Annotated in this window: 11 protein-coding genes; 10 read left to right on the top strand and 1 reads right to left on the bottom strand. The window is 44.7% G+C overall.

From position 1 onward, the window contains the following. The first annotated feature begins 91 nt into the window (after positions 1-91). The 10 genes from NLX82_RS22970 (at position 92) to NLX82_RS22925 (ending at position 11,927) form a co-directional block, all read left to right on the top strand. Positions 92-277, top strand: a complete 186-nt coding sequence (locus NLX82_RS22970) for a CLI_3235 family bacteriocin precursor (RefSeq protein WP_071559456.1) — start codon at positions 92-94, stop codon at positions 275-277. A 71-nt stretch (positions 278-348) separates the two neighbouring features. Further along, complete coding sequence (gene ccpM, locus NLX82_RS22965; protein ID WP_028541961.1) at positions 349-1,803, top strand: Cys-rich peptide radical SAM maturase CcpM; 1,455 nt, start codon at positions 349-351, stop codon at positions 1,801-1,803. A gap of 11 nt (positions 1,804-1,814) precedes the next feature. After that, positions 1,815-2,939, top strand: coding sequence for a TIGR04066 family peptide maturation system protein (locus NLX82_RS22960; RefSeq protein WP_071559455.1), 1,125 nt, complete (start codon positions 1,815-1,817; stop codon positions 2,937-2,939). 13 nt (positions 2,940-2,952) lie between these two features. Beyond that, positions 2,953-3,228 (top strand): peptide maturation system acyl carrier-related protein, encoded by a 276-nt coding sequence (locus NLX82_RS22955; RefSeq protein WP_023986627.1) that lies wholly within the window; start codon positions 2,953-2,955, stop codon positions 3,226-3,228. A 123-nt stretch (positions 3,229-3,351) separates the two neighbouring features. Then, positions 3,352-4,134 carry a hypothetical protein gene (locus NLX82_RS22950; RefSeq protein WP_053324446.1) on the top strand — a complete coding sequence of 261 codons (783 nt, stop codon included), beginning with the start codon at positions 3,352-3,354 and terminating at the stop codon, positions 4,132-4,134. Positions 4,135-4,282: 148 nt separating this feature from the next. Continuing rightward, entirely contained in the window at positions 4,283-5,869 is a 1,587-nt protein-coding gene (locus NLX82_RS22945) for a S8 family serine peptidase (RefSeq protein WP_254349118.1), read from the top strand. 306 nt (positions 5,870-6,175) lie between these two features. After that, complete coding sequence (gene arfA, locus NLX82_RS22940) at positions 6,176-7,690, top strand: arabinosylfuranosidase ArfA (RefSeq protein ID WP_367995895.1); 1,515 nt, start codon at positions 6,176-6,178, stop codon at positions 7,688-7,690. Between the two features lie 420 nt (positions 7,691-8,110). Further along, complete coding sequence (locus tag NLX82_RS22935; RefSeq protein ID WP_028541965.1) at positions 8,111-10,006, top strand: HSP90 family protein; 1,896 nt, start codon at positions 8,111-8,113, stop codon at positions 10,004-10,006. A 24-nt stretch (positions 10,007-10,030) separates the two neighbouring features. Beyond that, the gene (locus NLX82_RS22930) at positions 10,031-11,092 is read left to right on the top strand and encodes a hypothetical protein (protein WP_254349117.1); all 1,062 of its coding nucleotides are present in this window, start codon (positions 10,031-10,033) and stop codon (positions 11,090-11,092) included. Between the two features lie 88 nt (positions 11,093-11,180). Further along, complete coding sequence (locus NLX82_RS22925) at positions 11,181-11,927, top strand: glycerophosphodiester phosphodiesterase (RefSeq protein ID WP_069080765.1); 747 nt, start codon at positions 11,181-11,183, stop codon at positions 11,925-11,927. Between the two features lie 167 nt (positions 11,928-12,094). On the opposite strand, the gene NLX82_RS22920 is transcribed toward NLX82_RS22925, so the two are convergent. Then, entirely contained in the window at positions 12,095-12,907 is an 813-nt protein-coding gene (locus tag NLX82_RS22920; protein WP_254349116.1) for a class I SAM-dependent methyltransferase, read from the bottom strand. Between the last annotated feature and the right edge of the window lie 106 nt (positions 12,908-13,013).

Below are 13,013 nucleotides of genomic sequence, written 5' to 3'. Positions count from 1 at the left end.
CGCTTTCATAGTGTGATTTAACACCATGTACGGAATTAGTATAGGTGAACACCTTTTTAAATCATATCATGAATGGGAGGAGTAGTTTAACATGCGTAAGCTTGTGAAAAGAAGCACGAATGTAGGCGACACGATTGAGGCATTTGGCTGTGGTTGTTCCTGTTATTGTCCTTGCTCCTGTTATTGCGCAGGCAGTTTGACTCGAAGCTCCAATACTCAGCGTGAAAGTGACGGTTCTTATCGCAGAGATAACGGAACTGGAATTGGTAATTATTAAGCTTGTATCTGTATGGAGGAGCCTGGGCATTCCAGGCTTCTGTCCACATCAAAACAGAGTAGGTGTGAATCATGAACATGTGCCAACCCTTTATATACACATTTCAGACGAGACTCCACCATTATGTATATGATGTAAATACCAATTTAATTTTGAGGATTAAAGAGGAGGCTTACCATTTCCTGAATTCGCATTCCAGCTTCGACCTGGATCAGATGGAGGCTACACCGGAATTGCAGCACTATATCCGTGACTTGTTGGATAACGGATTTTTATCTTCACAGCGTCCGCAGATTATGAATCATCCCAAGACAAAGCACCTGGAGCATATGCTTCAGCATCAGCTGAAGACCCTCACCTTACAGGTAACTCAAAATTGCAATCTTAGATGCTCTTACTGCGTTTATTCAGGAGGATATGACAATCGAGGTCATACCAGTCTGATGATGGATTTTGAGACAGCGCGCAAGTGTATTGATTTTGTCATTGATAGGTCAGTAGACAGTGACCGTTTGGATTTTGGTTTTTATGGGGGAGAGCCGCTTATTAATTTTCCGTTGGTCAAGAAGTGTGTGGAATATATCAAGGAGCAGGTAGCGTATAGAGATGTAGGCTTTCATTTGACGACCAATGGTACGCTGCTTAATGACGATATTTTGGCCTTTCTGGATGAACATCGTTTTGTGCTTACGATCAGTCTGGACGGAGATCAAGAGAATCATGACAGAAACAGACGATTTGCTGTTAACGGGCGGGGCACCTTCGATACGATTATTGCCAATGTGGATAAAATTAAGAGAAATTACCCGGACCTCTTTGAATGGATTAATTTTAATGTGGTGCTGGATACCCGTAATGATTTTGGTTGTATCAATGATTTTTATACGAATTATGAAACCTTCGAAAGCCTGTACAGTGTAAGGTCGTCCTACATTAACGATGCTTATGTGAAGGATGAAATTTTGTACAGAAATGAATTTATTGAGCAGAGAGGCTATGAGGTAGTTAAAATGATGCTTTCCAAGTTTGGAAGAGTAGATGAAAATCATGTCTCCAAGCTGATTAAGGACTATTATATTCAGATGTATTTCCGTATGTTTCATTATAGAAAGCCTTCTGCGGGAATGCCGATAGAAGCGCATCATGGTGGACCCTGTGTGCCTGGTGTACAGCGATTGTTTGCGGATGTGCATGGAAATCTCTATCCATGTGAACGGGTCAGTGAGCAGTCGGAGGTGGTGCAGATTGGAAAGGTGGACACAGGCTTTGAAGTGGATAAAATCAGCCAGATTTTGAATGTAGGGACAATCACGGAGGATGCATGTAAAAACTGTTGGAATTTCCGTTTTTGTACGCTGTGTGTTGCTGTAGCAGATGATTTGCATACCTTGTCCAAAGAAAAGAAGCTAAGTCATTGTTCGGTAGTCAAAAATGATATTAGGCACACCTTACTTGATTATTGCATGATGAATGAGCTGGGCTATGATTTCTCCGAGGATACGATTCTCGATTTTGAAAAAGCATGAGGGGTGTCTCCATGACCAATAAATTAATCATTTTTCCGTTTGATTATGAAACGATAGCCCTGGTTAGGAACTTGAATCTATTAGGAAGTTATGAGGAAGTTGTACTTATTTCTTTTCAAGGGTCGGGTATGATCGGGAAAGATGCCTGTGTAACGGACAAGGGGGAAGTGACAGGCTTCATAGTGAAGCCAGAGTCTTGTTTGGAGCAAGAAATGGAGCGTTGTGATGCCATATTACTGGTGAAATCCAATTTCAAGCTGGATGTAGCTGAGGTGTATCTTCCCGTGATCCAGAAGGCTGGACAACTTGGCAAAAAAGTCATGTGTAATTTCACTTTGCCAGACTCATGTATGGAATTCATCGAACCCTGTGAGGAGCAAGATGACAAGCTGATTTTAAAAAATACATTTGATGTACGTACGAAAGATATTTTACCGCCTGACCCGGGCTCTGTTATTCATGATTTTTTTACACCGGTTCTGTTTGTATTAGGGCTGAACGAGCGAACGCATAAGCTTAATTTGCAGCTTAACCTTCGGCAGAAGCTTGAAGCACAAGGATATCGGGTGTCGCAAATCACATCTAATGGATGCGGGGAGCTGATTGGTGCACATTCTTTTCCACAGTTTATGTTTGAGAGCGGTATGACGGAAACCCAGAAGATTATCATGTTTAATCGGTATTTGAAAAAAATAGAGCAGAGCGAAAAGCCTGATCTAATACTCGTGGGCATTCCAGGTGGGATTGTTCCCTTTAACAATACGTTCACGAATTATTTTGGAGTAACCTCATTTTTGGTATCCCGCGCTGTTAGAGCGGATGGCCTAATCTGTTGTCTTCACTATGATGAATACAATATAAAATATTTGGAGCATGTGAAACAGTACATGGAAAACCGTTTTTCCTCTTCATTATTAGGATATGCCATATGTAACAATGTATTCGACAGTTACTCTTCTTCCACAGTCAATATGCAATATGCATCTGTTGATCATCGTTTCGTGGAAGAGAAAAAGCAGGAGTTTTCCAATTATTCCGTGCCTGTACTCCATCTGTCCAACGATGAAGATATGAATAGGCTGACGCAGGATATTTTACATTATTTTTCGGTTGATCATCACGTAGTTCAGTTGTAATGGAGGGAAGAACATGAACTTTACTCAGGATGTAACGGGAACAGGAATGAAACTGGAAAATATATTTTGGAAGCTTTTTAAAATAAAAGCGGGTGAGATAAATAAAGAGGCTACATTACTGGGTCCTGATATGGGGTTGTTCCCCAGAGATCTGGTATATCTATTATTTGAAGTGGAAAAAAGCTTTGCTATCCTAATTCCGGAAGAGCGTATAGTGGGAGGGGGGTTGCTTACATATAACAGCTTGTATGAGACGATAAAGGACTGCTTAACAGTGGAAAAGGAATGAAGGATTTGTGAAAATGATGATAAAACATACAAAAACATACAAAAAAATCCGATATACCTCTAGAATCACTTATTTCAGGATTTTTGAAAAATCCTCATTTAGAAGAGAATTGGAGGTTTTAGGATGAATGTATCATTTACATCATCTCACCAATCGCCGTTCCGCACCGCAGATAACAACCGACTTGAACTACGGCATTCCCTTTCCGCTCAGGCTGAAAGGAAGGGTATAGGCAAGCCACAAAACAAGGTTATTCAACAATTGACAGAGCAAAAGCAAAGTTTGATGGAGAGGCGTTCGGACTATTTAAGTAATGCTCTCAAGCGTGGTCTCGGTCCGGAAGCTGTAAAAGCTGAAATGGAAGAGATAGATAAGCAGATTCAGCAAATTGACGAGAACATTCAAAAGCAGTCACTGGAAGAGCAAAAAAAGGCTTTAGGCATGGATGAGGAAAGTAAAAAAGAAGCTCAGAAAGGCAAAAAGGAAGAATATACGCCTAAGACTGCTGAGGAGCAGCAGCAAAGATTGATCACCTATACAATGCATAGTATTGTATCTGCAAACAATGAGTTGAAGAGTGCCAAAATAGCCAAAACGGCACAAATTACATTGGGAAGCGAGGCTAAGGGGTGGGAAAACGCTAACCCTGCAAAATCAGCGGCTTTGCGTGAAAAGGCAGAAGGACTTAATGGAGAAATCATGGAAATCGCTGCGAATATTAATGAGCGTATCAGCGAAGCAGTGAATAACGAACCGATGATTACAGATCGGGTTGAACCTAAGGATGAGCAGGAGGCGAATGCAGAGGCTGGCAGGGTGTGGACTGAACAAGAGCTCAATGCCTATCTAGACTCGGCTAAAGACGGGGCGAAGACTGCAGGCACGAAGGTAAATATTGCAGTCTGATCCGGCTATCATGTACATGGTTCGCTAAATTAGGAGGGTGCTTTCAGACGAACGCTATCGTTCGCAGAGGCACCCTCCGCTTACTCTAATGGAACGGAACAGAGCCGTGAGATTCATTTCACAATCCGAAGAGACAGGGGGAGAAAAAATGAATGGCAAGATCCATGTAGCCATTATTGACGACGGGGTTAATGCTGGCTTTTTAAACACCCAATTATTATATAACGTCGAAATAGCTCATGGAGACGTAGAAGATGGACGCACCTTAAATCACGGTACGATATGTGCAGCTATTGTACAAACGTATTTTCCAGATGCGATCATCAGTAGTGTAAAAATAATGAACCATAGAAAAGGAAATGCAGCTCAGCTTTGTGCTGCGCTGGATTGGTGTGTAAAGCATGGTGTACAGGTAGCCAATATCAGCCTGGGAAGTATAAATTATCGAGATCGAGGCATGCTACGGGAAGCTGTAAATAATGCAGCTATGGCGGGATTAATTATGGTATGTGCAGCACAAAATGGAGGACTTCTTACTTATCCGGCTTCCTTTGCCAATGTGATTGGTGTGCGCTGCGATCATAGCGGTATACTCACAGCAGGACAATATACATATGATGCTGAGAAAGCATTCTCAAGTGGTATCGATTTTACCGCTTTTGCCAAGCATGAGCTGATAGGTGCAGCTGGAGAGGCTGTACAATGTCCCAACAGCAATAGCTATGCCACTCCATTCGTTACAGCACAGGTATGTAAAGTTTTGCAGAAGCCCAAGCGTGTTCCTTCCATAGAAAAGCTAAAACATATTTTACATAAGTATAGTTATCATCCGCTACAGGATACCATAATCCCCGTAATGCGTTACGGACATCCGGATTGGATACGGCGCGCCTATGTGTTTATAGAGGATTGTGCAATTAGTTCGAAAGCACCCTATTATTTTCAGACCCAATGTGAAGCTCAACTCCCTGGCGACAAAATTGCTGCGATCTTCGAACAAGCCATCCTGCGGGAGCGAGAACAACAGGACACAGCGCTCGAAGGTGGACAACGGGTATACGGCCTTACAGATACGATTGTCTTGCTAGGGGAAATGGAGCCAGTGAGTTTGCAGGAAGTGGAGCAATTGGCTTCACGTTATGGAAAAAATGTCGTCTATATTTCTAAAAATCAACGACATATCCCCGCACTGAATTTTTCGTCTTGCTATTTGCGCTGGTGGCAGCAAGAGGGGGGGCTCTTTATGACGCGGGAGAAGGCAATCGCAATAGAGGATTCTCGCATTCCGCTTATTTGTATTTATTATGACAAGGGCATTGACATTATTTATTTTTTGCATGAGTTGAGAGGGGAATTTGCCCGGGATGGATATCAAAGCTGGATCGCGGTGGACCAGTCCGCGGCAGTGTTGCATGATATGGAGTATACGCTCCCTTCGGATGCAAGCAATGGATTACAGGAACTGTTATATAATGCGGGTACAATGGCATATAACGCTTATACGGATATTGCTATTTTGTGTGTAGAGGCTACGAATATTACGCATTGCACCAAAGAACGAGTTTTATTAGACGTTGATATTGAGCTTTCTATCCTGGTGAAAGCGGAAACTGAACGCATTTATATATCTATACGGACAGAGCAGGGATATTTGAAAGAAGGGGTCCTCTCGAATTTAAACGTGGGTGATATAGGTGGTATTTATACATATTTAGAACAACTGTTGGTAGACTGATATTCACTATTTAAAACAGACTGCAAGATATGGCAGTAGGCACTACTTTGAACGCATCAGTAATCCGTTATTACTATTTAGCAAAGTGGTTATTCACTCAATAAGTTTGTTTATAAAACGAAATATTTTGAAGTACGTAACCAATTGCTTATCGTTTATCATTAATGTTAATAAATATATTAAGTATTTAATAATAATATTGACTATAATAAATATGGTGTGTTATATTAAAACCGTAAATAAAACGGCTTCTTAGTCTTGGTGGTACAACGGATTTTATTTTCGCATTCAGAGAGGATGGTTTAGGTGGCAGCAGCTGTAAAAGCAAAGATGATTGTAGACAAATCTTTTCGTATTGCTGAAGTCGATAAACGCATTTATGGCTCTTTTGTAGAGCATCTCGGGCGTGCCGTATATGGCGGCATTTACGAGCCTACTCATTCAACTAGTGATGAAAGCGGTTTCCGAAATGATGTTAAAGAGTTGGTAAAACAGCTTGATGTTCCTATTATACGCTATCCGGGAGGCAACTTTGTATCCGGTTACAATTGGGAGGACGGTGTCGGCCCTGTCGCGTCCAGACCTAGACAGTTGGAGCTGGCTTGGAGAACGGTCGAGCCGAATGAAGTGGGTACGAATGAATTTTTCAAGTGGGCCAAGGATGTAGGTTCCGAAGTCATGATGGCGGTTAATCTGGGTACGCGCGGAATTGATGCTGCGCGTAATCTGGTGGAATATTGCAACCACACAGGTGGCTCCTATTGGAGTGATCTACGTCGTAGTCACAGTGTAGAGCAACCACATAAGATTAAAACCTGGTGTCTTGGTAACGAGATGGATGGCCCATGGCAAATTGGCCACAAGACAGCAGAAGAATATGGTCGTCTGGCTGTAGAATCTGCAAAAGCCATGAAGCTGATCGATCCTGACATTGAGCTTGTATCCTGTGGCAGCTCCAGTTCTACGATGCCAACGTTCCCGGAATGGGAAGCAACCACGCTGGATCATACCTATGAGGTAGCCGACTATATTTCCTTGCACCAATACTACGGAAATCATGACAATGATACGGCTAATTATCTGGCACGCTCTATGGATATGGATCATTTTATTCATACGGTCATTTCGACTTGTGACTATATCAAAGCAAAGAAACGCAGCAAGAAAAAAATGATGCTCAGCTTTGACGAATGGAACGTGTGGTATCACTCCAATGATGCGGACAAAAAAATTGATCCGTGGTCTGTGGCACCACCGCAGCTTGAGGATATCTATAACTTTGAGGATGCATTGTTGGTGGGCAGCATGTTGATTACGTTCCTGCGCCACGCGGATCGTGTGAAAATGGCTTGCCTCGCCCAACTGGTCAATGTTATTGCGCCAATCATGACCGAGAATAACGGAAAGGCGTGGAAACAAACGATTTTCTATCCGTATCTGCATGCCTCCCGTTATGGTCGTGGGGTATCGCTGATGCCTGTCGTAGATTCGGAAAAATACGATTCCAAGGACTTCACAGACATTCCTTATCTGGACAGCGCTGTAGTTTATGATGAAGAGGGAGACGCACTGACTGTCTTTGCAGTGAACCGTCATTTGTCTGAATCGCTGGAGTTGACAGTAGATGTACGCAGTTTTGAAGGCTACCGCATTGTCGAGCATACTGTATTGGAGCATGATGATCTTAAAGCGACCAACAGTCCAGCCGGTGAAAAAGTTACGCCTCACAACGGCGGCAACGCCAAGCTTGAAGACGGAATTGTAAAAGCTCATTTGGGCAAAGCATCGTGGAACGTTATCCGTCTTGCTAAGTCCCATTAATTCTCTTCTGTAAAAGGTAGAGCTTCGACTGTATCTAAATAAGCTCGCATTCTCTCTTGTAAGAGTATTACAAGAGCGGCAATGCGAGCTTTTTGCGTAAAATGAGCCATTTGTCCCTCCATAGATATAGGTTTCTAAGAGAAGGGTAGATTTTAAATAAATATTATGTTTATTACTAAATTTAACTAGACAAAGATGACCTTTATTCACTAAGTGCTCGTACTCCGTACATTTTTATGAAGTTAATTAGACCCAGTTCCAGACTTCCTAGGTGAAAAAAGACCCTGTTATATCGTTGTCAACGTATTGATATCTGAAATGCAGGGTGTGTAATCCGACTTAAATCCACGTTATACTTTAAAAGATAGTCTATTTAAATCCAAATGGTGGTTGTAGCATTTCGAGAAAGGAATGATCTGTATGAGTCAGACAGACCAATATCGTTTTCAAGTGAACTTGGGCGGTATGATTGATATTTTGGCCAATCATTTATATAGCAGTCCACGAGTGTTTATACGTGAGGTTCTGCAAAATGCAACAGATGCGATCACGGCTCGCAAGGAGCTGCGGAAGGTTGTTGCTGAAAGTAAAGTACTGAAAGAAGACAAGGCTCTTGGAGATACAGCTTCTGAGAGTAACGACTATGAAGGTAAAGTCATCGTGGAGTTATCTGGTTCTGGGGAGCATCAGGTATTGATGATTCAGGATAACGGCATTGGATTGTCAGAAGAAGACATTCACCGTTTTTTGTCGATTATCGGTCAGTCTTCCAAGAAGGGAGCCGATTTGCTGGCTTCTGAGACTTCGTTTATCGGACGCTTTGGGATTGGGTTACTATCCTGCTTTATGGTGAGCGATGAAATTGTAGTGCTGACCCGCTCGGTGAAGGAAGGCATCTCCATGGAATGGAGAGGGAAGCCGGATGGGACGTATACGATTCGTCGATTGGAAACCGAGCTGCCTGTAGGGACGCAAATTTATTTGCGCTGCAAGCCGGGAAGTGAGTTTTATTATGAGCCAGCGCATGTAGAGGAGTCTTTAATCTATTATGGTGCGTTGCTGCCGTATCCGGTCATGCTGTCTGTAGACGGGGACACCAAGCGCGTCAATCTTCCATCGACGAGCTGGATGCAGGATCCCGAACAATTGCGGAGTCGCCGTAGTGAGGTGCTGGATTTAGGCTATCGCCTGATGGGCGAGCGCTTCAGTGATTTTATACCGTTGCGGACGGCATCGGGCAGAACAGGCGGGATTGCATTCATTTTGCCTCGCAGTGTTAATCTGAACAGCAAGCGGCTGCATCGGGTGTACCTGAAGCATATGCTGGTGTCGGACAAGGCGGAAAATGTTTTGCCGGAATGGGCATTCTTCATTAAAAGCCTAATTTGGACAGATGAGTTGCAACCAACGGCATCACGTGAGTATTTTTATGAAAATGAACAGCTTGACGATGTTCGTTCTGAACTGGGGACCTGTATTCGGGAAGAACTGCTACGCATGGCGCAGTATGAGCCAGACCGCTTGCAGCACTGGATTCGTTTGCATGAGCTGTCTATGAAGGCGCTCGCCGTGGAGGATGATGAATTTTTGCGGATAATGTACCGTTGGTTTTCCTTCGAAAGTACATTTGGGCGGCGTGAGCTGAGTGAACTGATCCGAGAGGCGGACGGACGTCCACTGCATTACACATCGACAGTAGATGAGTATCGTCAGATTACGCATGTGGCGGCGGCGCAATCCATGTTGGTGATCAATGGCGGCTATATTTATGATTCAGACATTTTGGAAAAGCTGCATTGGATTGACTCTAACCTACAAACAGAGCGTCTTAGCCCTGAGGAAGTATCTCTTTCATTTACCGGGCTAACACAGGAAGAACGCGAGAATTATTACGGTGTGCTACGTGTCATGGATGCTGCTTTGCAGCCGATGCGTTGCCGCGCTGAGTTGAAGCGTTTTGAGCCTGCGAGTTTGCCAGTGTTGTATACCATTTCTCAGGATGCACTGACCTTGCGCTCCATGGAAAACACGGTTGAGGAGACAACCTCACTTTTTTCCAATGTGCTTGATAGTCTGAAAGCAGGAGTCCAGCAGAATTCGGGTTATTCCACCTTATACTTTAATCTGAACAACCCAGTGGTGGCGCGGATTCTTGAAGCTACCGATACGCAGATGGTCACGGCTGCTACAGAAATGATGTATGTGAATGCGCTTATGATGGGGCACTACCCGATGAACCGCAGTGAGTTGGGACTGATGAATCGGAGTGTACTACATTTTATCAATTGGGGATTAGGGAACGGACAAAATTCGTAATTGCGTAATTATAGGGGGAGCCAAATGGAAGATACGATATATGATTTGATGGAGCAGGCGCAGGATCTGCCCGGAGGGGCGGCAAAGCTGGCGCTTCTGGAAGAAGCAGTTCGCTTGGCAGATACTTCCGGATTGAAGGAACTCGCTTATGAAATCCGGGGAGAGATTGTAGACTGCGCTATTTTTAACGGATATCCATTGAAGTCGCTGATTGCTTTTTCGTGGCAGTTGGGCCAATTTGATCAAAATCCAGAGGAATACGACGCAGATGAGCTGTTGTGGAATTACAAATGGATACTCGGGAAGGTGTGCAGCTTTTCCAATATATCGAAGACTCAAATAGAAGATCTGGCGGAGGATATGCGCAGACGTTATGCCGAATACGGGTATAATGAGCGTCCATATTACTATTATAAGTTCCGCATCGCGATGGACATGGGTGAACTGGATGAAGCACGGCGGTATCTGGATACCTTCCGCTTGATTGAGTCGGACAGTATGAGTGATTGTGAGGCCTGTGAGCAGAGCCAGATGGTACGGTTCTATTACTTGACTGGAGAAAACGAGCAGGCGCTTGCCGTGGCAAAACCGATTTTGTCGGGACGGATGAAATGTGCAGAAGTACCACATGTGACGCTCTCGCAGGTGCTGTTGCCGCTTTATCGTCAAGGCGAGGTTGATCAGGCAAAGGACAATCATCGCAAAGGCTATCGCCTAATTCGGGATGACCGCGACTTCCTGAAAACGATAGCGGAGCATATCGAATATCTGGCGGTTGCTGATCCGATTCAAGGAATCGAAGTGGTAGAGCGTCATCTACATATGGCGCTAGACTATGAGAGCGGGCTGGAGCAGATGTATTTTTACGCGACGATGGTGAGTCTGCTACAAAAGTTGGATACTTCGGGAGAAAAACGATTGATCCGGTTGCCGGCTTCCTTGGAATGGGGTAAAGAGGATCGCACATTGACAGAAATCATTGCGTATTTTAGGCCACTGGCAGAGTCAGCGGCGGCTGATTTTGATCGACGGAACGGGAATACGTTTTATTCCGATTGGATCGGGAAAATTGTTCAAACGGCATAGAAGAAGTGTTAGCTGTGACGAATATTTTATACAGCCCAAACAATGAGCAGGTATAATGTTCCTGTGAAATGACAGGAGGGGTTATGTTGTGACTGTAACCGAAAAGGTGATTAATTTCGCACACCGCGGAGCTTCAGGTGTATGTCCTGAGAATACGATGGCGGCATTCCGCCACGCCTTGGAACTGGGAGCAACAGGTATAGAAACGGATGTGCAGCGTACCCAAGATGGGCATCTGGTGCTGATTCACGATGAGTCGCTGGAGCGTACGACAGGTTGCTCACTGGATGTAAGGGATATTACGCTGGAAGAATTAAATAAACTGGATGCGGGCGGTTGGTTTGATGAGAAATTCCGAGGTGAGCGGGTCCCGATGTTGGATGAGCTACTGGAACTAGCCCAGTCCTCGAATACAATTATTAATTTGGAGTTGAAAAACAGCATTTATCTCTATCCGGGTATGGAGGAAGAGGTCATTGCTGCCGTGAAGCGTTTTGGGTTGGAACAGCGTGTAATCATATCCAGCTTCAATCACGAATCGCTGGCGCTCTGTGCGCAGCTTGCTCCTGAAATCAAGACGGGGGCGCTGTATATCGAAATTATGGTTCGTCCATCCGAGTATGCAACCCAATTCGGGGTAACAGCACTCCATGCCTACAAACAAGTTGTTACGCCAGAAGCTGTATCAGAGGCTTTGGCATTAGGCGTCGTATACCACCCATGGACGGTGAATGAGCCAGAAGAAATGAAGCGTCTGCTGGAGGCCGGGGTGAACGGCATCATCACGGACTATCCTGACCGGTTGGCGCACTTATTGGCTGTTCGCTCTTCCTAAGTCGAAGACACATTGGAACTGTGACTAAGGGTTTGCAAGGATATGACTGTGGCTATTTATTGAAGCAAAATAGACTCTCCTGTACGCACTCGTTTTTACGAGGCGAGGGAGAGTCTTTTTTGCCCTAAGCCGAAGAGCGTATCATCCACGATGACCTTGATTCCTTTCTACTTGATGCCGAGCCGCATACGATAGCTGAACAGGATGTCTAGTGTTCTGCCCTGAAAATGATTCTCTACCAGCTTCACGAAGCGGGCTATATCGACGTCAAGCGCTCGATTGCCAAGTTTGAAGAGACTTTGAATACCCCCTTGGCTTAGAGCGAGCCCTGTATAACGAGCTGCGTCACACTGCTCACGGTTATGGAAGACAATCTCCCGGGTATATCGGAATTGTCCGCTGCGGTGCAGATTAGCTAAATGCTGATCCTTGCTCCATTTATGAGCTTGTTGCTCTACTGGGGCTTCCTGTTCCAAAAGGGTATCCGCTTTGGTGATAAGCTCTGTATAAGCTTGCTCTATCTGCCATTGCAGCACCGGAGGCCAGTCACAGTCAAAGGCCGCGAACACGCCGCCCTGAGCCAAGACCCTGCCCGCTTCCTGAAGCGTGCTCTCGGGGTCCATCCAGTGAAAGGATTGAGAGCAGGTGATGACGTCTACAGTTCCGTCCTCAAAGGGCAGGTTGTTGGAGAACCCGCTTTTGAAGGAAATGGTTCCTGCCGTCTCCAGCTTGTGCTGCGCTTTTCCTCTCATGTCCGGGTTAGGCTCGATACCGACGATTTGCCGAGCGGCGTTTTCCCATATGAAAGTTGAAAGTCCTGTACCGCAGCCAATATCGGCAACTAGCTCTACGTTTCGCTCCAGATAGCGGCTGATGATTTCCACGACGAGTGACGGTGCTTCCGGGCGGTGCTGATCGTAGTTGTCGGCAAAACCGTTGAAACGATCCACATTACTTTGCAGATTTCCTTCAGGGATCATGGGTTCTTTTCCTCCTTAGTATCGACCGGGCGGCCGTGTAGACTCAAATGCTGCTGTACTCCTATAGTGTACAATTTTACATGTTCATCCATCTACTCTCGTGATT

Origin of the sequence: Paenibacillus sp. A3M_27_13 (assembly GCF_024213315.1) — a bacterium.
In the GTDB taxonomy this organism is placed as follows: domain Bacteria; phylum Bacillota; class Bacilli; order Paenibacillales; family Paenibacillaceae; genus Paenibacillus; species Paenibacillus polymyxa_B.
This window is presented reverse-complemented; position numbering and strand designations above follow the sequence as displayed.